The following is a 23,997-nucleotide window of genomic DNA, read 5'->3' on the forward strand; positions in this document are numbered from 1 at the left end:
GATCATGACGAACACCACCGCGGCGAAACCTGCCGCCAAGCGGGCTGCAAAGCGGGCTGCCCCAGGCACCCGGGCCAGGCAGGCGCAGGACAGCCGCGACCGCATCCTCAAGGCTGCGATCAAGGTCTTCGCCCAGCGCGGCTACGACGGTGGCCGCATCGAACGCATTTCGTCGCTGGCCAAGACCTATGACCGGATGATCTACTACTACTTCGGCAGCAAGGAAAAGCTGTTCGTCGAAGTGCTGGAGACCATCTACCTGCAGCTCAACGAAGCCGAGCAGCAGCTCGAGCACGAACTCGACGCCGCCGATCCCGTGCGCGCGCTGTCGCAGCTGATCGACTTCATCTGGCAGTACTACCTCGACCACCCCGAGTTCGTCGCAATCCTGTCCAGCGAGAACATGAGCCAGGGCAAGCACGCCAAGAAATCGGTCCGGCTCAAGGAAATCTCCAGCTACGCGCTGTCGGTGCTCGACGGGATCCTCACGCGCGGCAAGTCCGCCGGGCTGTTCCGTCCCGAGATCGGCGCCCGCGATGTCTACATGGTGATCGCTTCGCTCGGCTACTTCTACAACTCCAACCATCATACGCTCGGCGCCTTCCTGGGCGAGGCCATGATGAGCCCTCCCGCCCTGGCGCACTGGCGCGATGTGATCCAGCAGACAGTGCTGCGCACCGTGACGGTGCCCGGCGCCGTGCCGGAAGCCAGCGTGCCGCCGGCTACGCCGGCGCGCAAGACCGCGCGCAACAGGCGGGTAGCCGCAGGCTGAGAGGCAGCACCGGGCGCCACACTCAGGCGGCGGCGCGGACTCCATCAGCCGTAACCTGCGCGAGCGCCTCGTCGCGCGTGAGCACGGTCGCGTACTTCTGCGCCATGTCGAACAGGTTGGCATCGTGCGGGCCGATGGCGCGGTCGCCCACGCAATCGGACACCACAAGAGGGCGGAAGCCCAGCGACATCGCGTCGACCACGCTGGCGCGCACGCAGCCGCTGGTGACGCAGCCGGCCACCAGCAGCGTCTGCACGCCGCGCTGCGTCAGCCACGCCGCCAGCGAGGTGCCGAAGAACGCCGACGGCACCGTCTTGCGCACCACCAGCTCGCCCGGCGCGGGCGCCAGCTCGGGCACGATCTGGCTGTTATGGCCATCTTCCTTCAGCGTCAGCATGCCGGGCACCTTCAGCGTGAAGATGTTGTGGTCGCTGTCGTCGTCGGCAAACACGATGCGGCTGTGCGCCACCGGCCAGCCCTGCTCGCGCGCGGCGCGCAGCAGCGGCTGCGTGTTGCGGATGGCCTCGGGGATATTGCCGCCGCCGAATACCGCCGGGTCGGCAAAGCCGTTGACGAAGTCGATGATCAGCAGGCCGTACGGCGCCTTCAGTGGAATCGACGCGCCGAAGCCCTGGCGCTGGTAGGTCTGCACTGCTTCATCCATGGCGCGAATCCTTGTAGAGCGATGCGGCGGGAGCATGGTGCCCGTCCATCACCTTGCCGCGCACCACCACCGGCTCGCCGTCGAGGCTGACCGTGCAGTGGCGCACCGGGATATCGATATGGCAGGCGGTGGTGCGGCTGCCGCCTGCTTCGTTGTTGGGGCCGAACGAGCACAGGAAATTGCCCTCGTAGGCGCGTGCGTCCATGCCGATGGTGGCCTCGCGGTCGTACATCGCCAGCGCCGACCAGCTTGCGCGCGGCTGCAGGCCCCAGCCGATATGCGACATCGCATACGCTTCGGGATCGTTGAACGACGCCATGTAATCGGCCAATAGCTCGGCATCGGCACCGCCTTCGATACGGCGCACGTAGCCCGCTTCGACGGTGATGCGGATCGGCGCCTGCAGATAGGATTTCATCGGCAGCAGGATGTCGCCGCGGTCCAGCACGATGGTGCCGTTGGTGCCGCCCTCGTCCGGCCAGGTCAGCACGAAGCCGCTCGGCCAGTGGTCCCAGCGGCCGGGCTCGTCGACAAAGCCGTACTCGCTGATCGCGGGAAATTCACCCAGGCGGCAGCGCAGGTCCATGCCGGCATCGGACACGATATGCATCTCGCGCGCCTTGCCCAGCCGCTCGGTAGCGGCCTTGACGCGGGCACGGTCGGCCTCGGTCGGCACCAGCCGTGCCAGCACCTCGGGCGGCTCCACCGCCAGCAGGATTCTGGTGCCGCCGGAAAGGATCTCGTGCTGCTCGGGCGAGAACAGCAGCGTCATCAGGTCCAGCACCAGGTCACTGGCCTTGAGCGCGGCAATCGCTGCCGGGTTGCCGGTCAAAGGCGTCGTGCCGAGATAGGCCAGCGCGTCGCGGCTCAACGCCTTCTCGCCGTTGACCGGCGGCAGGTCGAGCCGGTTGACGATGGCGCCCATCGACTGTGCCGCCACCATCGCCGTGCGCAGCGTCTGCGCATGCGTGGCCGCGCCGGTCAGTACGGTGACGGTCTGCCCCGGCTGCAGCTTCGACAGCGTCAGCACCTGCTTCCACGCCGCCGTCAGGTCGTAATCGCTTACGGGCATGTTCCCTCCTTGATCAGGTCAGCGCAGCGCCGAGGAAGTCGCCGAAGGCGCGGTAGAAGCCGGGCTCGTCGTCCCACGGGATCATGTGGCCGGCATTGGCGACATGCGCGACCAGCAGCGCGGGCAGCAGCTTGCGCATCTCCTGCACGTCTTCCTCGCGGATCACGTCGCCGCGGCCTGCGGTCATCAGCAGCGCCGGCACGTCGACCCGTGGCAGGTCGGCGTGGATATCGTCTTCATGGAAGCCGTTGAAGCTGGCCAGGATCGCGCGCTCGTCGCAGGTATGCAGCCATTGCGCGCGCAGGCGCAGCTGCTCTTCGGTCCAGGTCGGGCAGAAACGGCGCATGCCTTCCGCGTCGATGCCCTGCTGCGCCAGCCGGATCGAATCGATGTACCACGGCAGTTGTGCCGGATAGGCACGGCGGCCCGGGCCCGATACCGGCGGATCGACCAGCACCAGCCGCGTCAGGCCAGCGGGCTTGCTGCGCGCGGCGCGGATGCCGATACGCGCGCCCATCGAATGGCCGACGATGGCATAGCGTTGCAGCCCGAGCGCTTCGGCAAGCGCGATCACGTCTGCCGCCTGCGCATCGAGGCCGTAATCCAGTTCCGCGCCGGCCTGCGACAGGCCGCGGCCGCGCACGTCGAGCACATAGGTATCGAAATGCCGCCCGAACTGCTCGCCAACGAAGCCCCAGGTGACCGCCGGGCTGGTGATGCCGGGCACGATGATGACGGCATCGCGCTGCGCGCGCGCGCCGTCCTGGCCGCCATAGCGCAAATAGTGCTGGCGGATGCCGTTGGCATGGACGTTGGCGCCGTAGAGGAAGGTGCTGGTGGTCATGTCCGGCTCCTTTAGTAGGCGCCGGACAGCAGCGCGCCCGCGCCCGGCACCACCGGCTCCAGGCCTAGCCGCTTGAGCATGGCATAAGTCGTGGCGATGGCGGCGGTGACCACCGGCTTGCCGGTCATCGCCTCCACCTTGGCCACCGCCGGCAGCGACGGCATCTGCACGCATGCCGACAGCACGATGACATCCGCGTCGGCGAAATCCATTTGCGCGACGATCTCCGGCAGCCGCGACGGGTCGTGGCGGCCGACGTCGAGGTTGTCGGGGATCTCCAGCGCGCGGTAGTCGACCACTTCGTAGCCTTCATTGCGGATGTAATCGACCACCAGCTCGGTCAGCGGCTTCATGTACGGCGCCACCACGGCGATGCGCTTCGCGCCCATCACCTTGAGCGCATCGACCAGCGCGCCGGCGCTGGTGATCACGGGCGCGTCGCCGCCGTTCTCGGCGGTGTGCGCCTGCAGGCGCTGCTCGGACACGCGGTGGTAGCCGTGGCCCATCGCCATGATCGCCACCAGGCAGGCATAGCCGAGCACATCGACGCGGGCGTCGCTCAGTTCCACCGCGCAGCGGTCGGATTCGGCATCCATCGCCGCCAGTTCCTCCTTGACCACCTTCTTCATCCGCATGCGGCTGCCGTGGAAGGTGAAGCGCTCCGGACGCACCAGCTGGCGCGCGGCCAGCATGGCCGGGATCTCGGTTTCCATCGTGGTGTTGGAGCTCGGCACGATCTGGCCGATTCGGAAAACTTTCTGCACTGTCGACTCCGTCATCTGTTTGTCTGTCTACCCGCCTGCCCTGCCCGGATGGCCTTGCATGCTGCGATCGATTGTAGTGTACACACTTTATCTAGGCAAATAGAATCTGTGCCGTGCGAGATTCACTCGTTCAGTGCATACTTAATTAATCAATCCCTGTTTTAGCGCACAAATTAGCCAAATTCAAGCATTGTTCGTGGCGAATCATGATGTTGTAAGGGTTTTCCATAAGATCGACGCTTTCTTCCTTGCCGTTGATATTTTGAGTGTGTACACTCGTTTTCAACGGTCGACCAAGATCGGTCGGCCAAGCCCCCATCGACCCCATGTGTCATTGCCAGGAGAAATAACGTGCAAGGCAAACCGCGAATCGCAGTTGTCGGCGCCGGACTCGGAGGAACGGCCGCGGCCGCCCTGCTGCAGCGAGCCGGCTTCCAAGTCAGGCTGTATGAACAGGCACCGGCGTTCTCGCGCCTGGGCGCGGGCATCCACGTGGGGCCCAACGTGATGAAGATCATGCGGCGCATCGGCATCGAGGACGCGCTCAACGACATGGGCTGCCACCCCGACTTCTGGTACAGCCGCGACGGCCTGACCGGCGAAGTGATCGCACAGATCCCGCTGGGCGACTACGCGGAGCGGCACTATGGCGCGAGCTACCTGACCGTGCACCGCGGTGACTTCCACAAGCTGCTGACCGACGCCGTGGCGCCGGGCACGCTGTTCTTCAACAAGAAGCTGGAAAGCGTCACCGACCAGGGCGACGTGGTCGAACTGCGCTTCACCGACGGCACGGTGGACCAGGCGGATATCGTGATCGGCGCCGACGGCGTCAATTCCCGCATCCGCGAAACTTTGCTTGGCGCCGAGCCGCCCAAGTACACCGGCTACGTGGCGCACCGCGCGGTGTTCCCGATCTCGCGCGTCAAGGGCTTCACGCACGAGCGCTGCACCAAGTGGTGGACCGATGACCGCCACATGATGGTGTACTTCGACACCAGCAAGCTGGACGAGATCTACTACGTCACCGGCGTGCCCGAGCCCGAGTGGGACATGAGCAAGAGCTGGGTGCCGAGCAGTATCGAGGAAATGCGCGCCGCGTTCGACGGCTGGCACGAGGGCGTGCAGTCGCTGATCGAAGGCACGGTCGAAGTGACCAAGTGGCCGCTGCTGGAGCGCGACCCACTGCCGCTGTGGAGCCGCGGCCGCCTGGTGCTGCTGGGCGATGCCTGCCACCCGATGAAGCCGCACATGGCGCAGGGCGCCGCGATGGCGATCGAGGATGCCGCCATGCTGACGCGCTGCTTCACCGAGACCGGCCTGGATGACTACGCCGCCGCGTTTGCGCTGTATGAAGCCAACCGCGCCGAGCGCGCCGGCAAGGTCCAGCTGGTCTCGCACAACAATACGTGGCTGCGCAGCAACGAAAACCCGGACTGGTGTTTCGGCTACGATGTGTTCAACGTGCCGCTGGTGCCGGCCGGGCCCGCGCCGCTGTCCGCGGCGGCGTAACGGAGGCCCTAGGCCTGACCTGAACCTGCACGCCGCAGCCCCTCGCACGAAGGGGCGTGGCGTGCCCGCCGCGTGATCTGCAACCTGCCGCCCCCGATGAACACGCCTCGCCCCTTGACGCTACAAGTCAACCACGCCGAGCACACGCTCAGCGTGGCGCCCGACACGCCGCTGCTCTACATCCTGCGCAACGACCTGGCCTGCAATGGCCCCAAGTACGGTTGCGGGCTGGGCCAGTGCGGCGCATGCACGGTGCTGGTCGACGGCCTGCCCGCGCGCTCGTGCGTGTTGCCAGTCAGGGCCGCGGTGGGCCACGCGGTCACCACGCTGGAAGGCCTGGGCACGGCGGAGCATCCCGACCCGGTGCAGCAGGCCTTCATTGACGAGCAGGCCGCGCAATGCGGCTATTGCCTGAACGGCATGATCATGACCGCCAAGGCGCTGCTCGCGCAGAATCCCGATCCCGACGAAGCGCAGATCCGCGAGGCGCTGCGCTTCAACCTGTGCCGCTGCGGCACGCATGTGCAAATCGTGCGCGCGGTGCAGCGCGCCGCGGTGCTGATGCGGCAGGCCGGCGGGGGAGCGGCATCGTGAAGCAGGAACTCGTACGGCAGGCAGTGCAAACCGGCGCCTTGACGGAACTCGCACCACCGCCGGCTTCCATGTGTCTCGTCGCCCATGTGCTGACGCCGCCAGGGCTGCGCTGGATCGACGGCAAGGCGCTGGCTCCGCGCCTGCTCGGCGCGGATCGCGATGCCGCCCTGGCGTTGCCCGGGGTCCGCGCGGTCGTGGTGCGCAACCGGTTTGCAGGCGTGGTCGCGGAAAGCGATGCGCTGGCGGCCAATGCCGTCAGCGCCCTGGAGGCAAGCTGGTCGGCGCCGCCTCATGCGGACGACGCTCCCGTGCCGCGCCACGCCGTTGCGCAGCGCGGCGACGCCACCCGCGCGCTTGCCAGCGCCGCCACGCGCCACACGCAGCACTACCAGTGGCCCCTGGCCGGCACCCGGACCGAAGCGTTCTGCACCGCGATCGCGGACTGGCGCGACGGCATGCTGCACGTGTGGTTGCCAACTCCGCGCCCGGGCGCGCTGCGCGAAGAACTGGCCGCGCTGCTGGGCATTGCGCCGCAACAGGTCGCGCTGGCCGGCTGGCAGGCGCCCGCCGATGCCGGCGATCCGGCGCTGCTCGCTCACCACGCAGCCGCCGACGCCGCCCTGCTGGCCCATGCCGCCGGCAAACCCGTGATGCGCCGGGTGTGCGCCGACGATATCGGCCTGTCCGGTGCGCAGCTCGCCGTGCGCGTCGACACCGCGCAAAGCGGCAATGCCATCGACGCCTACGCCGCAACGCTGGCCGGCACGGCGGCACCGTCCGTGCCGCTGGCACTGTGGCTGACGCATACCGCCTCGCCCGTGACGGATACCGGCGACAACGTCAACACCGGCAGCGCAGCCATGCCGCCCTACCGCATTCCCGATGTCGATGTCGGCACCGCCGGCGCCGTGGCTGCCTTTGATGCGGCACCGCTTGCCGCGGCGCGCGCGCATGTCTTTGCGCGCGAATCCCATCTCGATGAAATCGCCGCGGCATCCGGAACCGATCCGGTCGCACTGCGGCTCTCGCACCTCGACGACGCGCGAGGCTCGGCACTGGTCAGGCAGGTCAGCGAGCGCGCCGGCTGGACGCCATCCGCCCCGCATGCCACCACGTCGGCCGGCAACGTGCGGCGCGGACGCGGCTTTGCTTATGCGCACACCATCGACCACGATGCCGGCCAGAGCTGGTCGGCATGGGTCGCGGAAGTGGAAGTCGACGGCACCACCGGCGAACTGGCGGTCACGCGCGTGACAGTGGGGCATGACAGCGAATCGCTGGCGCCCGCGCAAGCCGCACCTGCTGCGCGCTCCCTGGAACAGGCCGTCGCCGACGCCACGCTGCGATTGACCGCGGCCGGCCCGGCCTTCGACAGCTGGCCCGCCACGGACGCGCCTGCCGGCCAATCGCTTCCCGCCGTGGCTACCAGCGCGGCGCTGCCGGAGGTCCGCCTGGCCGGCGCGCTCACCGGGCGCGACCAGCTGGCCGCGGGCCCGGGCGATACGCTGCCCGCCGCGGCCGCCGTAGCCAATGCCATCTTCGATGCCACCGGCGTACGCCTGCGCACACCGCCCTTCAGCGCCGAACGCATCCGCCTGGCGCTGGCCGAGGGCGAGGGCAAGCGCCCCGGCAAACGCAGCAAGCGCGGCTGGATCGCCGCCGCTGCCGCGACCGCGGCCGGCCTGTGCGCGACGCTGATGCCGTGGCGCGCGCCGATCGCGCCGGTCGCACCGCCCGAGCCCGGGTTCTATTCCGCGGCCACGCTGGAGCGCGGCCGCCTGGTGGCCGCAGCGGGTGACTGCGCGGTATGCCATACCGTGCCCGGCGGCGTGAAGAATGCGGGTGGCCTGCCGCTGGAAACGCCGTTCGGCACGGTCTACAGCACCAACATCACGCCCGACGTGCAAACCGGCATCGGCAACTGGTCGTTCGCCGCCTTCGAGCGCGCGATGCGCGAGGGCATCCACCGCGACGGGCGGCGCCTTTATCCGGCCTTCCCCTACACCGCCTTCGCCAAGGTCAGCGATGCCGACATGCAGGCGCTGTACGCGTACCTGATGTCGGCCAAGCCGGTGAAGTCAGAGGTACCCCGGACCCAGCTCGCATTCCCGTTCAACGTGCGCCCCCTGCTGGCGGGCTGGAACCTGCTGTTCCATCGCAACGAACCCTTCAAGCCCGACCCGGCGCGCTCCGCGCAGTGGAACCGCGGCGCGTATCTTGCCGAAGGGCTGGGCCATTGCAGCGCCTGCCATTCCCCGCGCAACGCCCTCGGCGCCGAGCAGGGCGGTCGCAAGTACCTGACCGGCGGCAGTGCCGAAAACTGGGAAGCGCCGCCGCTGACCGCGCTGTCTCACGCGCCGGTGCCGTGGACCGAGGCGGCGCTGTTCACCTACCTGCGCGGCGGCTTTGCGCCGCATCATGGCGCAGCCGCCGGGCCGATGGCGCCGGTGGTGGAAGAACTCGCGCAGCTGCCCGAAGCGGATGTGCGCGCGATCGCGCATTACGTCGCGTCGTTCGGCACGCCACCGCCAGCGCCTTCCGTACTCGACGCGCAGGCTGCCACGCTCGAACAACGCAGCGCGCAGGCTGCGCGCACGCTCGGCGGTCCCGGTGAACGCCTGTACCAGAGCGCCTGCGCCGTCTGCCATCAAGCAGACCAGGGCATCGCACAGTTCGGCGTAAAGCCGTCGCTCGCGCTCAACACCAACCTGCACAGCAACCTGCCTGACAACGTCATCCAGGTGCTGCTGCAAGGCATGCCCGCGCCGCCCAACAGTGAACTGGGCGCGATGCCGGCCTATGCCGACACCTTCGACGACCGGCAGATCGCGCAGCTGGTGCAGTACCTGCGCGCGCGCTTTGCCCCAGACCAACCCGCCTGGCAGGACCTGGAGAACACCGTCGCGCGGCTGCGCGCGGCGCCTGCGCACTGAAGACCAGCGGAGGCCTGCGCGGCCGCTTGCCGCGCCTTCCGCATCCATGCTGACAGTATCCGTGCCGTGCCTGGCAAGGCGCTTTGCCACCGGGCAGGGAGACCTGCGCCGACATATCGGCGCACTGCGCGCCAGGCGCGGGAAAACCCCGAGGAGAGAAACCGCAGTTCGGCCTTGCCCGCCAGTTTCATGTAGCTTACGCTGAACGATCATGTAGTGCGCACTACATGAGTGCCGGCATCGATACCATAAGCCGCGCCGCGGTGCCTCCCGGCACAAGGACGGCGCAAGAACCGCGCAGACGAGCGGCAGACAAGACAAAAAGACCACAAGATTGGCCCTTTACATCACCGGAAGCGCTGGCCCGGGGCTTGCATAGTCCACCGCCGTGCCGACCGGGAATTCGGGCCCGGACAACCAAGGGTAGACAACAAGGAGTGACTATGTCGTATCAGTATCAGGAAGGTGTTGCGAGAGGACTACCTGGTCAGTTCTGGCCTCGCTAGATTGGGGTAGCCACCATGCTTCGCCGCAACGCGGCACGTGGGCTTCCGAATTCAAGATCCAGCCTATAAAGACAAGGTAGACAACATGTCGTCATCAATTTCCTCAATGGCAGCAACGACAATCCCGCAGGCAACGGTCGGCGCGCCCCCGCAGCCAAGCGCCCGGGCATCGTCGTCCCAAACCATCACGATCGAGCAAGGCATTCGCGCAGCCGGCGTCGGCCGGTTCCAGTATCGGCTGTTCGGCATTTTCGGCCTGGTCTGGCTGGCCGACGCGATGCAGGTGCTGTCGATCGGCTTCACCGCGCCTTCCATTGCCACGACATTCGGCATCCCTGTGCCGACCGCCTTGCAGACCGGGACGATGTTCTTCGTCGGCATGCTGATCGGCGCCTTTGCGTTCGGCCGGCTGGCGGACAGGATCGGCCGCCGGCCGGTGCTGATGATGGCGGTGATCCTGGACGCCATCTGCGGCGTCGCCTCGGCCTTCGCCCCGGATTTCCAGTGGCTCCTGCTGCTGCGTTTCCTGACCGGCATCGGGGTGGGCGGCACGCTGCCCGTCGACTACACCATGATGGCCGAATTTCTCCCCTCCGACCGGCGTGGCCGCTGGCTGGTCCTGCTGGAGTCCTTCTGGGCGGTCGGCACGATCCTGCTGGCCGTGCTGGCACTGGTTGCGGTTTCGCGTGGCGATGATGCCTGGCGCCTGATTTTCTTCGTCACTGGCCTCCCCGCGCTGGTCGGCGTGGTGGTCCGGTTCTTTGTTCCGGAATCGCCGCTCTACCTGAATAAGTCGGGGCGCTCGGAAGAGGCGCGCGCGGTGCTTCAGCGCGTTGCCAAAGCCAACCGGGTATCGGTGGAAATCGGGGCGCTGGAGCCGCAGAAGATGGAGCGCAAATCGGTGTTCGCGCTATTCGCGGCCGGATGCCGGCGCCGCAGCATCTGCCTGCTCGCCGCGTGGATGCTGATCTCGATCGCCTACTATGGTGTCTTTGTCTATGTGCCGGTGAAGCTGGCGGGCCAGGGCCTTGGCTTCATGCGCGGCCAGGTCTTCCTGATCCTGCTCGCGCTGGTCCAGCTGCCCGGCTTCGCGCTCGCCGCGCACGGCGTCGAGCGCTGGGGGCGAAAGCCGACCCTGATCGGCTTCCTGCTGCTCAGCGCCGCAGGTTGCATGCTGTACAGCCTGGGCACTTCCACGGCGCTGATCGTCGGCTCCACCCTGCTGATGAGCTTTGCGCTGCTGGGCACCTGGGGCGCGCTCTACGCCTTCACGCCTGAGGTGTATCCGACGGACCTGCGGGCCAGCGGGATGGGTACCGCCGGTGCGATGGCACGATTCGGCGGCCTGTTCGCCCCTTCGATCATTGCGCCGATCATGGCCACCCAATTCACGCTGGCACTCGGGTTGCTTTCATCGTTCCTTGCCGTGGCGGCGTTCGCCATCTTCATGGTGGATATCGAGTCCAAGGACCGCGCGCTGGACTGACGCGCGCCGGTTAAGGCCAAGCTTGGCGGGGACCGGGCCGCAGCCGCGCTGCGGCCCGCTTCCATTACAATCCGGCTACAACGGCGCGGCGGCCGGGCCCACCCGACCCGGCCGCCCGCTTCAGCCGCTTGCCCCTATCCCGCCGAGCCCTCGCCGCCAGCCATGAAACAAGATCCGCGCTTTCCCAACCTGTTCATCCTCGACCACCCGCTGATCCAGCACAAGCTCTCGCACATGCGCGACAAGGAAACGTCCACGCGCACCTTCCGCGAGCTGCTGCGCGAGATCACGCTGCTGATGGGCTACGAGATCACGCGCAATCTGCCGCTGACCACGCGCCGCATCGACACGCCGCTGGTGGAACTGGATGCCCCGGTGATCGCCGGCAAGAAGCTGACCATCGTCCCGGTGCTGCGCGCCGGTGTGGGCATGAGCGATGGCCTGGTGGAGCTGATCCCGTCCGCGCGCATCGGCCATATCGGCGTGTACCGCGACGAGCAGCACCGCCCGGTCGAATACCTGGTGCGGCTGCCTGACCTGGAAGACCGCAGCTTTATCCTGTGCGACCCGATGGTGGCCACCGGCTACTCGGCCGTGCATGCGGTCGAAGTGCTCAAGCGTCGCGGCGTCAAGGACGAGGCCATCACCTTCGTCGCGCTGGTGGCGGCGCCGGAAGGTGTGGAGGTGTTCCAGAAGGCGCATCCGAACGTCAAGCTGTACGTGGCCTCGCTGGACAGCCACCTGGATGCGGATGCCTACATCGTGCCGGGGCTGGGCGACGCGGGCGACCGGCTGTTCGGCACCAAGAACTGACACGTGCCGGCCCGGCGCGGGCTTGACCAGCCTCAATAGCGCGCGCCACGTGGCTCCCTACACTGGCGGCAGTCGCTGGCGACACCCGCTGGCGGTTGTTCCGCCGGCACATGCCGCCAACCCAATGCGGCCAACCCAATGCCGCCAACCAGGGAGCCAACCATGGAAGCCATCAAGATTCTCTTCAGCACCAGCACCGGCCTGATGAGCCTTGGCGTGATCGCCTTTATCATCGGCATGGGCTGGTTCTTCGCGCGGATGTTCGCGCGCAAGATGCGCGAAGACGCGGCGGCGGCGAAGGCGCAGCAAGGCGCCCAGCGCCGCTGAAAGCAAAGGGGCCGCACTGCGCGGCCCCTGTTCCTTTCCGGGTCGTCTACTTTTTCTTCCCGAGCAGGCTGCCAAGCACGCCACGAATCAGCTCGCGGCCTACCTGCGATCCCACCGTGCGCGCCGCCGACTTGGCCATCGACTCCAGGATCGAATCCCCGCGCCCGCTCTTGCCGGTGCCCTTGGTCAGCGTGCCGAAGATATCCCCGGCAGTGCCGAGCCAGCCGCTGTCCTGCTCCGATTCCGGCTTGGCTTCCGGCTGCTTGCCCTTGCCGTTGGCAACCGTCGGCACGCCGCCACGCAGCTTTTCGTAAGCCGATTCGCGATCCACGGCCGTTTCGTAGGTCCCCGCGACCAGCGAGTTCGCGACCAGCTGCCTGCGCTCCTCGTCGGTCGCCGGGCCGATGCGGCTGCCTGGCGGCAGCACCCACGCGCGCTCGGTCACGCACGGCGTGCCCCTGGCGTCCAGGAACGACACCAGCGCCTCGCCCACGCCCAGTTCGCCGATCGCGGTTTCCAGGTCCAGCCCGGGGTTGGCGCGCATGGTGGTGGCCGCCACCTTGACTGCCTTCTGGTCGCGCGGCGTGAACGCGCGCAGCGCGTGCTGCACGCGGTTGCCCAGCTGGCCCAGCACCGTGTCGGGGATGTCGACCGGGTTCTGCGTGACGAAATACACGCCCACGCCCTTGGAGCGGATCAGCCGCACCACCTGCTCGATCTTGTCGAGCAACGCCTTGGGCGCGTCATTGAACAGCAGGTGCGCCTCGTCGAAGAAGAACACCAGCTTGGGCTTGTCCAGATCGCCGGCCTCGGGCAGCTTCTCGAACAGCTCGGACAGCATCCACAGCAGGAAGGTGGCATACAGCCGTGGCGAGTTCATCAGCTTGTCCGCCGCCAGGATATTGACCACGCCCTGGCCTTTCTCGGTCTGGATGAAGTCTTCCAGGTTCAGCATCGGCTCGCCGAAGAAAACATCGCCGCCCTGCGACTCCAGCGCCAGCAGCCCCCGCTGGATCGCGCCGACCGAGGCGGCGGAGATATTGCCGTACTCGGTCGTGAACTGCGAGGCGTTGTCGCCCACGTACTGCAGCATCGCGCGCAGGTCCTTGGCGTCGAGCAGCAGCAGGCCGTTGGCGTCGGCGATGCGGAATACCAGGTTGAGCACGCCCTGCTGGGTGTCGTTGAGTTCCAGCATGCGCGACAGCAGCAGCGGGCCCATGTGCGAGACCGTGGCGCGCACCGGGTGGCCTTTCTGGCCGAACACGTCCCACAGCGTGGTCGGGCACCCGCCCCATGCTGGCTCCGGCAAGCCAAGGTCGGCCAGGCGCTGCCTGAGCTTGTCCGACAGCTGGCCGGATTGAGAAATGCCGGTCAGGTCACCTTTGACGTCGGCCATGAACACCGGCACGCCCAGGCGCGAAAAGCCCTGCGCCAGCGTCTGCAGCGTGACGGTCTTGCCGGTGCCGGTAGCGCCCGTGATCAGGCCGTGGCGGTTGCCCATCTGCGGCAGCAGCACCAGGTCGTGTTCGGCGTTCTTGGCGATAAGGATGGGGTCGGCCATGGTCTTCCTGGTAGCAAGTGCCGTGGGACTCGCCACGGCAGCGGCGCGGGCAGGCCCGCGTGATAAAATCCTGGGCTGATTATAGCCAGCCGCCAGGCATATCCGTCACCTGGCGCCCGTGCCTGGCATCCCGTATTCCCTCACCGCATAACACCTTTTCCGCCTCGGAGAGCATCATGGCCGGTCACTCGAAATGGGCCAATATCAAACACAAGAAAGCCGCCGCTGACGCCAAGCGCGGCAAGATCTGGACCCGCCTGATCAAGGAAATCACCGTTGCCGCCAAGCTCGGCGGCGGCGATGTCGACTCCAACCCGCGCCTGCGCCTGTCGATCGACAAGGCCATGGACGCGAACATGCCCAAGGACAACATCCAGCGCGCGATCCAGCGCGGCGTGGGCGGCCTCGAGGGCGCCAACTACGAAGAGATCCGCTACGAAGGCTACGGCCTGGCCGGCGCGGCCATCATCGTCGACTGCCTGACCGACAACCGCACCCGCACCGTGGCCGAGGTGCGCCACGCGTTCTCCAAGCATGGCGGCAACATGGGCAACGAAGGCTCGGTGGCATTCATGTTCACCCACTGCGGCCAGTTCCTGTTCGCGCCCGGCACGCCGGAAGACAAGCTGATGGAAGCCGCGCTGGAAGCCGGCGCCGACGACGTCGTCACCAATGATGACGAATCGATCGAAGTGACCTGCCCGCCCAACGATTTCCCGGCGGTGAAGGCCGCGCTGGAAGCCGCCGGCTTCAAGGCCGAAGTGGCCGACGTGGTAATGAAGCCGCAGAACGAAGTCAGCTTCGCCGGCGACGACGCGGCCAGGATGCAGAAGCTGCTCGACGCCCTGGAAAACCTCGACGACGTGCAGGAAGTCTTCACCAACGCGGTGATCGAAGACTAAGCTGAAGCAACAAGCCCCCCATGGCGGCGGCCCGGACTCAGACCAGGCCGCCGCCTTTTAGTATCTGTTTCTTTTCTGGCAGTGGATCATGAAAGTATTGGTTGTCGGCTCGGGTGGACGTGAACACGCGCTGGCCTGGAAATTGGCCCAATCCCCCAAGGTACAGGTGGTGTACGTGGCGCCGGGCAACGGCGGAACCGCGCTCGACAAGCGCCTGCAGAACGTTCCGCTGACGGATCCGGAAGTCATCGCCGCCTTTGCCGAGCGCGAAGGCGTGGCCTTTACCGTGGTCGGGCCGGAGGCACCGCTGGCGGCAGGCATCGTCGATATCTTCCGCGCCAAGGGCCTGCGCATCTTCGGGCCGAGCAAGGCGGCCGCACAGCTGGAATCGTCAAAGGACTTCGCCAAGGCGTTCATGCAGCGCCATGGCATCCCGACCGCCGCCTACCAGACCTTCTCCGATGCCGCCCAGGCGCATGCCTATATTGACGCACAGGGCGCGCCGATCGTGATCAAGGCCGACGGCCTGGCCGCGGGCAAGGGCGTGGTGGTGGCGATGTCGCTGGAAGAAGCCCACACCGCGGTCGACATGATGCTGGCCGACAACAAGCTGGGCGATGCCGGCGCGCGCGTCGTGATCGAGGAATTCCTGGAAGGCGAGGAAGCCAGCTTCATCGTGCTGGTCGACGGCAAGAACGTGCTGGCGCTGGCCACCAGCCAGGACCACAAGCGCCTGCTGGATGCCGACGCCGGTCCCAACACCGGCGGCATGGGCGCCTACTCCCCCGCCCCCGTGGTCACGCCCGCGCTGCACGCCCGCGCGCTGCGCGAGATCATCCTGCCGACCGTGCGCGGCATGGAGAAGGACGGCATCCCTTATACGGGCTTCCTGTACGCCGGCCTGATGATCGACAAGGACGGCAACCTGAAGACGCTGGAATTCAACTGCCGCATGGGCGACCCGGAAACCCAGCCGATCCTGGCGCGCCTGAAGACCGACCTGGTCGACGTGATGGAGCACGCTGTCGACGGCAAGCTCGACAGCATCGAGCTGGACTGGGACCGCCGCACCGCGCTGGGCGTGGTGATGGCCGCATACAACTACCCGGACAGCCCGCGCAAGGGCGATGCCATCACCGGCATCCCGGCCGAGACCGACGACAGCGTGACCTTCCACGCCGGCACCACGCTCAAGGACGGCACCCTGCTGACCTCGGGCGGACGCGTGCTGTGCGTGGTCGGGCTGGCCGACACCGTCAAGGCCGCGCAGCGCGCCGCCTATGCCGCGGTCGAGCAGATCCGGTTCGACGGCATGCAGTACCGGACCGATATCGGTTACCGCGCCGTCAAGCGCTGATTGGCCGCCGGCGGGGCCTCAGCGGCCCTGGGCGTCCAACAGGCCGCCCCAGCCGGTACAATCGTGACAATGCTGTGACGTACCCGGCAGCCGACTGGCTGCCGGACTGCCATCCGGCCGGTCCATTCGTCGGTTTATCCGATTCAGCCACCATGATCGATTCCCAGGCAGTCCGTGCCTACCTGCTCGGCCTGCAAGACCGCATCACCGATGCCATCGGCGCCATCGACGGCCAGCCGTTCCTGACCGACGCCTGGGAGAAACCGCCCACCGAACGCCTGCGCGGCAGCGGCCGTACCCGCATCCTGGAAGGCGGCGCGGTGATGGAGCGCGCCGGCGTGGGCTTTTCCCACGTCAGCGGCGAAACCCTGCCGCCATCGGCCAGCGCCAACCGTCCCGAACTGGCCGGGCGCAGCTTCGAGGCGATGGGCGTATCGCTGGTGTTCCATCCGCGCAATCCCTACGTGCCCACGGTGCACATGAACGTGCGCTGCTTCGTGGCGGTAAAGCCCGACGCCGAGCCGGTCTGGTGGTTCGGCGGCGGCATGGACCTGACGCCCTACTATGGCAACGCCGGGGACTGCACGCATTTCCACCGCACCTGCCAGCAGGCGCTGTCCCCATATGGCGACGAGCTGTATCCGCGCTTCAAGCAGTGGTGCGACGAGTATTTCTTCCTGAAGCACCGCAACGAGGCGCGCGGTGTGGGCGGGATCTTCTTCGACGACTTCTCGGCGCTGGGCTTCGAGCGCAGCTTCGCCATGATGCAATCGGTCGGCGACGCCTTCCTGGACGCCTACCTGCCCATCCTGGAGGCCCGCAAGGACATGCCCTATGGCGAGCGCGAGCGCGCCTTCCAGGCCTACCGGCGCGGGCGTTATGTCGAATTCAACCTGGTGTTCGACCGCGGCACGCTGTTCGGCCTGCAGTCGGGCGGACGCGCCGAATCCATTCTGATGTCGATGCCGCCGCTGGTGACCTGGCGCTATGACTGGCAACCTGAAGCGGGCAGCCCCGAAGCGGCGCTGTACACCGACTTCCTGCCGGCACGCGACTGGGCCTGACGGCAGACTTATGGCCAATCCCGCGCAAGACCATACGCCCGCCGCCGACGCGGGCGCCCTTCCCGCCCGAGCCTACCGGCTGGGTATCCTCGGCGGCACCTTCGACCCGCCCCATATCGGCCACCTGGCGCTGGCGCGGCTGTGCATCGACCACCTGGGCCTGGACGAGCTGGTGTGGATCCCCACCGGCCAGTCGTGGCAGAAGGGAACCGACGTGACGCCCGCCGCGGACCGCCTGGCCATGACCGAACTGGCCGCAGCCGCCCTGGGCGACACCGGCGCCAGGGTCCGCGTCAGCCGCATGGAAGTCGACCGTGCCGGCCCCAGCTACACCATCGATACCGTGCGCCACCTGCGCGACGAGTACGGCCCCCAGGCCTCGCTGTGCTGGCTGATGGGCGCTGACCAGTTGCTGCGCCTGCACACCTGGCACGGCTGGCAGGAACTGTTCGCGCACGTCCACCTGTGCACCGCCACCCGCCCGCGCTTCGAACTGGCCGCGCTGGAAGGCCCGGTGCTGGAAGCGCTGTCGCAGCGCCAGGCCGACACGACCCTGATACAATGCACGCCCTCCGGCCGGATGTGGATCGACCAGACGCTCGCCGTCGACCTGTCTTCCACCCACCTGCGCCAGCGCCTGGCGGCCGGCCAACCCGCAGATGACCAACTGCCGCCGGGCGTGGCACACTACATCGCCAGCCACGGGCTGTACCGCGACGCCCCGGCCAGGGCCTGACCCGGTTGCCCGCAACCGGCGCCCACCACCCAACCGATCTCAGCTGAACAAGAAGACACCATGGATATTCGTAAACTGCAACGCGCCATCGTCGACGGCCTCGAGGATGTCAAAGCGCAGGACATCAAGGTGTACGACACCAGCCACCTGACCGAGCTGTTCGACCGGGTGGTGATTGCCAGCGGGACGTCCAACCGCCAGACCAAGGCGCTGGCAGCGTCGGTGCGGGACACGGTGAAGGAAGCCGGCGGCCATATCGTGGCGGTCGAAGGCCTGGAGACGGGCGAATGGGTGCTGGTCGACTGCGGCGACGCCGTGGTCCACATCCTGCAGCCGCAGCTGCGCCTGTACTACAACCTGGAAGAGATCTGGGGCGACAAGCCGGTGCGCATGAAGCTGGCCACCGGTGCCCGCGGCCTGGCCAAGGCCAGCGAGCCGATGGATGAGGACGAGGACGAAGTCCCGGCCGCGCGCGGCACGCGCCGCGCCAGCAGCCTGCGTCCGGCACTGGCCCGCCTGCCCGAAGGCATGAAGGAGCCGTCGCCGCCGATGGGCCACGAGGACACCGACCCGGACGCCATCGCCACGGTGCGCAAGCCGGCGCGCAAGACTGCCACCAAGACGGCGGTCAAGACGGCAGCCACCAAGACGGCGGGCACCCGCGCCGCCGCGCCGCGCAAGACCGCCGCCGGCACCACCGCGCGCAAGACTGCAACCAGGACGGCGACGAAAACCGCCACTAAGACGGCCACGAAGGCCGCTGGCAAGACGGCCACCAAGACCGTGGCAGCCAAGCCGGCCGCGCGCAAGCGCACCACCCGCTCGGCCTGATGCCGCGGCGCGCGGCCGCCTGACGGCCGCGTCGCCTGCACTGGCCCCCGCACCGCCGTAAATCCGCCCCCATGCAACTGGTAATCGTGGCCGTCGGCCACAAGATGCCCGCCTGGATCGAAACCGGCTTCAACGAGTATGCCAAGCGCATGCCGCCCGAGCTGCGCATCGAGCTGCGCGAGGTCAAGCCGGAAGCCCGCTCGTCCAGCAACAACGCCACCACCGTGATGCAGCGCGAAGCCGCGCGCATCGACACCGTGCTGGGCTCGCTGTCGAAGCAGTGCCGCATCGTCGCGCTGGATGAACGCGGCAGAGACTTCACCACCGTGCAACTGGCTGCGCAGCTGACCGACTGGCAGCGCGAGGGCGGCGATGTCGCCTTCCTGATCGGCGGCGCCGACGGCCTCGACCCGGCGCTGAAGGCGCGCGCCAATACGCTGATCCGCCTGTCCAGCCTGACGCTGCCGCACGGCATGGTGCGCGTGCTGCTGGCCGAGCAGCTGTACCGGGCCTGGTCGGTCACGCAGAACCACCCCTACCACCGCGCCTGACACGGAATGCGCCGCCGCGGGCGTTACAATTCACGCCGCTGCCGGCCCGCCGCCGGCAGGTCCCGATACCCTCGCCTGCCCCGCCTGCCGCGATGCACGACTACCTCTACCTCGCCTCCCAAAGCCCGCGCCGCCGCGAACTGCTGACCCAGCTGGGCGTACGCTACGAGTTGCTGCTTGCTGCTGACGACGAGGATGCCGAAGCGCTGGAAGCCGTCCTGTCCGGCGAAACTCCCGACGACTACGTGCAGCGCGTCTGCGCGCTGAAGGCCGAGGCCGCGCTGCGGCGCCGCGAGCGCCGGGCCCTGCCCGATGCGCCGGTACTGACCTCCGACACCACCGTCTGCCTGGGCGGCCGCATCCTCGGCAAACCCGACGATGCCGCCGATGCGCAGGCCATGCTGGCCGCGCTGGCCGGCAGCACGCACCGCGTGCTCACGGCGGTCACGGTGGTCTCCACCCTCGGCATGCACCATGCGCTGTCGGTCTCCGAAGTGACCTTCCGCCCGCTGCAGCCGGACGAGATCGCGCGCTACGTCGCCAGCGGCGAGCCCCTCGGCAAGGCCGGCGCATACGGGATCCAGGGCCGTGCGGCCGAATTCGTCGAGCGTATCGCCGGCAGCTATTCAGGTATCATGGGCTTGCCCTTGTTTGAGACGGCGGCGTTACTTCGCCAGGCCCGCCTGCAGTTCTGAGCCTCGGCCCTGCCGCCGGCCAGGACAAGACCCCGCCGCGCCGGGCAACCCCGCCGGGCAACCCCATTACCGCCGGACCACCGGCGACCGCGTTTCACCGCTATGACTGAAGACATCCTCGTCAACATCACGCCCCAGGAGACGCGCGTTGCCATCGTGCAGCAGGCCGCCGTCCAGGAACTGCACGTCGAACGCACGCTCACGCGCGGACTGGTCGGCAATATCTACCTGGGCAAGGTGGTGCGCGTGCTGCCCGGCATGCAGTCCGCCTTCATTGACATCGGCCTGGAGCGCGCCGCGTTCCTGCACGTGGCTGATATCTGGCACCCGCGCGACAACGACCGCAACGGCGGTACCCCGCAGCTGGCGATCGAGAAGACCCTGTTCGAAGGCCAGGCGTTGATGGTGCAGGTGATCAAGGATCCGATCGGCACCAAGGGCGCACGGTTGTCCACGCAGGTGAGCATTGCCGGCCGCACGCTGGTGTACCTGCCGCAGGACCCGCATATCGGCATCTCGCAGCGCATCGAAGGCGAAGTGGATCGCGAAGCGCTGCGCAGCCGCGTGCAGGGCCTGGTGCCGGCCGACGAGCGCGGCGGCTTTATCGTGCGCACCATTGCCGAAGAAGCGACCGACGAGGAACTCGGCAACGACATCGCCTATCTGCGCAAGATCTGGGGCGCGATCCGCCAGAACGCCACCACGCAGCCGGCACCGGCGCTGCTCTACCAGGACCTGAACCTGGCCCAGCGCGTGCTGCGCGATTTCATCAACGACGCCACCGGCGTGATCCAGATCGACTCGCGCGAGAACTACCAGATGCTGGTGGAGTTCGCCAAGGAGTACACGCCCGCGGTGCTGTCGCGGCTGTCGCACTACACCGGCGAGCGGCCGATCTTCGACCTGTTCAATATCGACGCAGAGATCGAGAAGGCGCTGTCGCGCCGGGTCGACCTGAAGTCAGGCGGCTACCTGATGATCGACCAGACCGAGGCGATGACGACAATCGACGTCAACACCGGCGGCTACGTGGGCGCGCGCAATTTCGACGACACCATCTTCAAGACCAACCTGGAGGCGGCCCATACCATCGCGCGGCAGCTGCGGCTGCGCAACCTCGGCGGCATCATCATCATCGATTTCATCGATATGGAGAATGCCGAGCACCGCGAAGCGGTCCTTTCCGAACTCAAGCGCGCGCTGTCGCGCGATCGCACCCGCATCACGGTCAATAACTTCTCGCAGCTCGGGCTGGTAGAGATGACGCGCAAGCGCACGCGCGAATCGCTGGCGCACGTGCTGTGCGAGCAGTGTCCGGTGTGCCAGGGCAAGGGCCAGGTCAAGACGCCGCGCACGGTGTGCTACGACATCCTGCGCGAGATCATGCGCGAATCGCGCCAGTTCAATCCGCGCGAATTCCGCATCCTGGCCTCGCAGGAAGTCATCGACCTGTTCCTGGAAGAGGAAAGCCAGCACCTGGCGATGCTCGGCGATTTCATCGGCAAGCCGATCTCCTTGCAGGTCGAATCGACCTTCCACCAGGAGCAGTACGACATTATTTTGATGTAGTCCTGGCCTGACACCAGGCTGGGGGATGGTCCTACTCCTAATTCGTCTTCGATCCGCTATAACTAAGCGAAGGTTGAGGGTTGCGAGAAGGAGTCCGGCATGAACGCCACGAAACATGGGGCCTGCCTGCTGGCCGTCCTGCTGGGCACCGCCTGCGTGCCGCTGCCGATCGCGCAGCACCGGCCACCCCCACCGCCCCCCGCCGCACCGGTTGCCGCAGCGCCGCCCCCGAAGGCACGCGCGGCGCCGATCGCAGCCAAGACCATCACCATTGCCGGCGCATGCAAGCGCACCGAGGAGGACGGTTTCCGCGAGGACGCGCTGATGGATGTCACCGCCAACAAGGTGGAGGCGTTGAAATGGAAACTGTGGGTGTCGCGGCGCGGCAGCTGCGAGTTCAACCTGGTCCAGTTCCGGCAGGTACGCACGACGCCGCACATCGAACTCCAGGCCATCGACGGGAGCCAGTGCAAGCTGCTGGTATGGCAGGACCCGCGCCGCGTGACGCTGGCGCATAACCGCTGCGAGAAGTACTGCACGCCGGGCATCTACGAGCAGGCCTGGCCGGTGCTGTTCGACCCCAAGAGCGGGAATTGCGCCGAGGTGCGCTGAGCTTCCCCGGCGCGCCGGCTCTATTTCGCCTTGGCCACGCGGCCCATCAGGTAGAACTCGTCGTTCGGGCGCATGCTGATGGTGTTGGCCATCCGGTTCGACAGCCCGAAGAACGCGGTGATCGCGGCAATGTCCCACGCGTCTTCGTCAGAAAACCCGTGCTCGCGCAGCGCGGCAAAATCCGCGTCGCCGACTTCATGCGACGCCTCGCACACCTTCATCGCAAAATCGAGCATGGCCCGCTGGCGCGGCGGGATATCGGCCTTCAGATAGTTCACCGCCACCTGGTCCGCCACCAGCGGCTTCTTCTCGTAGATGCGCAGGATCGCGCCATGCGCCACCACGCAATACAGGCATTGGTTGGCGCCGGAAGTGGCCACCACGATCATCTCGCGTTCCCCCTTGGTCAGGCCGCCATCCTTCAGCATCAACGCGTCGTGGTAGGCGAAGAAGGCACGGAATTCGTCGGGGCGGTGCGCCAGCGCAAGGAAGACATTGGGGACAAAGCCGGCCTTGTCCTGGACTTCCAGGATGCGGGTACGGATGTCGTCGGGGAGGTCTTTGAGCGCGGGGACGGGGTAGCGGCTGATCGGGAAAGCGGTGTCGGGCATGGTTGTCTCCTGTTGGCGATGCGTTCTGGCCGGCTGTGTCGTCCTTAATTCTTGTGTCCGGGTACTGCTTTAAAGTCTACCGGATCGCCGGCACAAGGCCGGGCTCAATGTTGCTCATGCATCGCAAAACCAGATGCCCGCTGGATAAGGCATACTACGTCCCTTCCTGAACAAGGCGAGCGCCCCCTGGCTGCCTGCGCCAACCCTTCCCGATGAAACGCATTCTCATCGTCAAGCTGACCTCGCTGGGCGACATGGTATTCACGCTGCCGCTGGTCGCCGACCTGCAGCGCGCGTTCCCCGGCGTCAAGATCGACTGGATCGCCGACTCCTACTGCGCCGACGTGCCGCGCTGGAACCCCAATATCGAGCGTGTCATCGCCGCGCCGCTGCGCAACTTCAAAAAGGCACGCAGCTGGGCCGGGCTGCGGGAGATCTTCAGCGCACTGCGCGAATTGCGCCGCGAGAAGTACGATGCGGTGCTGGACGTCCATGGCGTCTACAAGAGCGCGATCGTGACACGGCTGGCGCGTACGCGGCACCGGTGGGGCTATCCGGTGGCGGAGCTGGGCGAAAGTGGTGCGCGCTTTGGCTATAACCACGTGTTCCAGCCCGTGATCGAAGAGGATTGCGCCAGGCAACGCATGCGCCGCGCGGTCAGCCGCGCTTTCGGCTACGAACTCACCAAGGAAATGCACTACGGCCTGGAGATGTCCGCGGACACACCCGCCCCCGCGGCAAAGGGCCCGTACGCGATGCTGTTCCACGCCACCTCGAGCGAAGAGAAGAAATGGCCGATCGCTGACTGGATTGCCGTGGGCAGCGCGATCTCCGCACGCGGCCTGCGCGTGCTGGTGCCGTGGGGCAACGATGCCGAACGCAAGGAAGCCGAAACGATCGCGGCAAGCGTGCCCGCTGCGGAAGTGATGCCGCGCCTGAGCATCACCGGGCTGGCGCAGGTGGTGGGCAAGTCGTCCCTGGTGGTTGGCATGGACACGGGCTTCGTGCATATCGCCGATGCGATGCGCCGCCCGACCGTGCTGCTTTTCACGACCACCTCGCGCGAGTTGTATGGCGTCAACACGCCGGGCCGCGCGGTCTCGATGGGCGGGCATGGCGTGGTGCCGACGCGTGAGCAGGTGCTCGCGGCCATCGACGAAGTGATGGCGCAGCAGCCGCCGGTGGCGTCGCCCAGCTGAGCGGCTGCAAGCAGCAAAACGA

Annotated in this window: 23 protein-coding genes; 17 read left to right on the top strand and 6 right to left on the bottom strand. The window is 67.2% G+C overall.

The genetic code is table 11. The features are described from left to right. The first annotated feature begins 4 nt into the window (after positions 1–4). Positions 5–772, top strand: coding sequence for a TetR/AcrR family transcriptional regulator (locus J8I82_RS19740; RefSeq protein WP_209760455.1), 768 nt, complete (start codon positions 5–7; stop codon positions 770–772). 22 nt (positions 773–794) lie between these two features. Here the strand turns inward: J8I82_RS19740 and J8I82_RS19745 are convergent, their stop codons facing one another. Genes J8I82_RS19745 through J8I82_RS19760 form a run of 4 tightly spaced genes read right to left on the bottom strand, consistent with a single transcriptional unit; the run spans position 795 to position 4,116 of the window. Further along, complete coding sequence (locus tag J8I82_RS19745) at positions 795–1,436, bottom strand: N-carbamoylsarcosine amidohydrolase (RefSeq protein WP_209760456.1); 642 nt, start codon at positions 1,434–1,436, stop codon at positions 795–797. After that, entirely contained in the window at positions 1,429–2,508 is a 1,080-nt protein-coding gene (locus J8I82_RS19750) for a 2,5-dihydroxypyridine 5,6-dioxygenase NicX family protein (RefSeq protein ID WP_209760457.1), read from the bottom strand. The genes J8I82_RS19745 and J8I82_RS19750 overlap by 8 nt, the downstream gene beginning before the upstream one ends. 13 nt (positions 2,509–2,521) lie before the next feature. Next, the gene (locus tag J8I82_RS19755) at positions 2,522–3,352 is read right to left on the bottom strand and encodes an alpha/beta fold hydrolase (RefSeq protein WP_209760458.1); all 831 of its coding nucleotides are present in this window, start codon (positions 3,350–3,352) and stop codon (positions 2,522–2,524) included. A gap of 11 nt (positions 3,353–3,363) precedes the next feature. Continuing rightward, the gene (locus J8I82_RS19760) at positions 3,364–4,116 is read right to left on the bottom strand and encodes a maleate cis-trans isomerase family protein (protein WP_284183104.1); all 753 of its coding nucleotides are present in this window, start codon (positions 4,114–4,116) and stop codon (positions 3,364–3,366) included. 351 nt (positions 4,117–4,467) lie between these two features. On the opposite strand from J8I82_RS19760, the gene J8I82_RS19765 reads away from it, so the two are divergent. The 6 genes from J8I82_RS19765 to J8I82_RS19790 all read left to right on the top strand — a co-directional run bounded on the left by J8I82_RS19765 (position 4,468) and on the right by J8I82_RS19790 (position 12,287). After that, entirely contained in the window at positions 4,468–5,628 is a 1,161-nt protein-coding gene (locus tag J8I82_RS19765) for an FAD-dependent monooxygenase (RefSeq protein WP_209760459.1), read from the top strand. Between the two features lie 96 nt (positions 5,629–5,724). Then, a complete protein-coding gene (locus tag J8I82_RS19770; protein WP_209760460.1) occupies positions 5,725–6,222 on the top strand; it encodes a (2Fe-2S)-binding protein in 498 nt (165 codons plus the stop codon). A gap of 68 nt (positions 6,223–6,290) precedes the next feature. Then, positions 6,291–9,155 carry a c-type cytochrome gene (locus J8I82_RS19775; RefSeq protein WP_209760590.1) on the top strand — a complete coding sequence of 955 codons (2,865 nt, stop codon included), beginning with the start codon at positions 6,291–6,293 and terminating at the stop codon, positions 9,153–9,155. Positions 9,156–9,746: 591 nt separating this feature from the next. Next, positions 9,747–11,147, top strand: coding sequence for an MFS transporter (locus J8I82_RS19780; protein ID WP_245179919.1), 1,401 nt, complete (start codon positions 9,747–9,749; stop codon positions 11,145–11,147). A 162-nt stretch (positions 11,148–11,309) separates the two neighbouring features. Then, on the top strand, positions 11,310–11,960 hold the full coding sequence (gene upp / locus J8I82_RS19785) for a uracil phosphoribosyltransferase (RefSeq protein WP_029045663.1): 651 nt from the start codon (positions 11,310–11,312) through the stop codon (positions 11,958–11,960). 162 nt (positions 11,961–12,122) lie between these two features. Then, positions 12,123–12,287, top strand: a complete 165-nt coding sequence (locus J8I82_RS19790) for a DUF3149 domain-containing protein (RefSeq protein WP_209760461.1) — start codon at positions 12,123–12,125, stop codon at positions 12,285–12,287. A 46-nt stretch (positions 12,288–12,333) separates the two neighbouring features. Here J8I82_RS19790 and J8I82_RS19795 read toward each other — a convergent pair whose 3' ends face one another. Next, on the bottom strand, positions 12,334–13,848 hold the full coding sequence (locus J8I82_RS19795) for a helicase HerA-like C-terminal domain-containing protein (protein WP_209760462.1): 1,515 nt from the start codon (positions 13,846–13,848) through the stop codon (positions 12,334–12,336). Positions 13,849–14,024: 176 nt separating this feature from the next. Here J8I82_RS19795 and J8I82_RS19800 point away from each other — a divergent pair, with 176 nt between their 5' ends. From J8I82_RS19800 to J8I82_RS19840, 9 genes are all read left to right on the top strand, one after another. Beyond that, a complete protein-coding gene (locus tag J8I82_RS19800; protein WP_209760463.1) occupies positions 14,025–14,750 on the top strand; it encodes a YebC/PmpR family DNA-binding transcriptional regulator in 726 nt (241 codons plus the stop codon). A gap of 88 nt (positions 14,751–14,838) precedes the next feature. Beyond that, complete coding sequence (purD, locus tag J8I82_RS19805) at positions 14,839–16,107, top strand: phosphoribosylamine--glycine ligase (protein WP_209760464.1); 1,269 nt, start codon at positions 14,839–14,841, stop codon at positions 16,105–16,107. Between the two features lie 152 nt (positions 16,108–16,259). Next, positions 16,260–17,171 carry an oxygen-dependent coproporphyrinogen oxidase gene (hemF, locus tag J8I82_RS19810; protein ID WP_209760465.1) on the top strand — a complete coding sequence of 304 codons (912 nt, stop codon included), beginning with the start codon at positions 16,260–16,262 and terminating at the stop codon, positions 17,169–17,171. Between the two features lie 10 nt (positions 17,172–17,181). Beyond that, complete coding sequence (locus tag J8I82_RS19815) at positions 17,182–17,907, top strand: nicotinate-nucleotide adenylyltransferase (RefSeq protein ID WP_209760466.1); 726 nt, start codon at positions 17,182–17,184, stop codon at positions 17,905–17,907. A gap of 60 nt (positions 17,908–17,967) precedes the next feature. After that, positions 17,968–18,738, top strand: a complete 771-nt coding sequence (gene rsfS, locus J8I82_RS19820) for a ribosome silencing factor (protein ID WP_209760467.1) — start codon at positions 17,968–17,970, stop codon at positions 18,736–18,738. A 71-nt stretch (positions 18,739–18,809) separates the two neighbouring features. Next, positions 18,810–19,289 (top strand): 23S rRNA (pseudouridine(1915)-N(3))-methyltransferase RlmH, encoded by a 480-nt coding sequence (rlmH, locus tag J8I82_RS19825; RefSeq protein WP_209760468.1) that lies wholly within the window; start codon positions 18,810–18,812, stop codon positions 19,287–19,289. 92 nt (positions 19,290–19,381) lie between these two features. Further along, positions 19,382–19,984: a Maf family protein gene (locus J8I82_RS19830; RefSeq protein ID WP_209760469.1), complete on the top strand. Its 603-nt coding sequence runs from the start codon at positions 19,382–19,384 to the stop codon at positions 19,982–19,984. A 102-nt stretch (positions 19,985–20,086) separates the two neighbouring features. Further along, positions 20,087–21,553 carry a ribonuclease G gene (gene rng, locus J8I82_RS19835; protein WP_209760470.1) on the top strand — a complete coding sequence of 489 codons (1,467 nt, stop codon included), beginning with the start codon at positions 20,087–20,089 and terminating at the stop codon, positions 21,551–21,553. A 99-nt stretch (positions 21,554–21,652) separates the two neighbouring features. Further along, on the top strand, positions 21,653–22,165 hold the full coding sequence (locus J8I82_RS19840; RefSeq protein WP_209760471.1) for a hypothetical protein: 513 nt from the start codon (positions 21,653–21,655) through the stop codon (positions 22,163–22,165). Between the two features lie 20 nt (positions 22,166–22,185). Here the strand turns inward: J8I82_RS19840 and J8I82_RS19845 are convergent, their stop codons facing one another. Further along, entirely contained in the window at positions 22,186–22,776 is a 591-nt protein-coding gene (locus J8I82_RS19845) for a peroxidase-related enzyme (RefSeq protein WP_209760472.1), read from the bottom strand. A 212-nt stretch (positions 22,777–22,988) separates the two neighbouring features. On the opposite strand from J8I82_RS19845, the gene waaC reads away from it, so the two are divergent. Further along, positions 22,989–23,975, top strand: coding sequence for a lipopolysaccharide heptosyltransferase I (waaC, locus tag J8I82_RS19850; RefSeq protein ID WP_209760473.1), 987 nt, complete (start codon positions 22,989–22,991; stop codon positions 23,973–23,975). The last annotated feature ends 22 nt before the right edge of the window (positions 23,976–23,997 follow it).

This window comes from Cupriavidus consociatus, from assembly GCF_017814975.1.
GTDB classification, from domain to species: domain Bacteria; phylum Pseudomonadota; class Gammaproteobacteria; order Burkholderiales; family Burkholderiaceae; genus Cupriavidus; species Cupriavidus consociatus.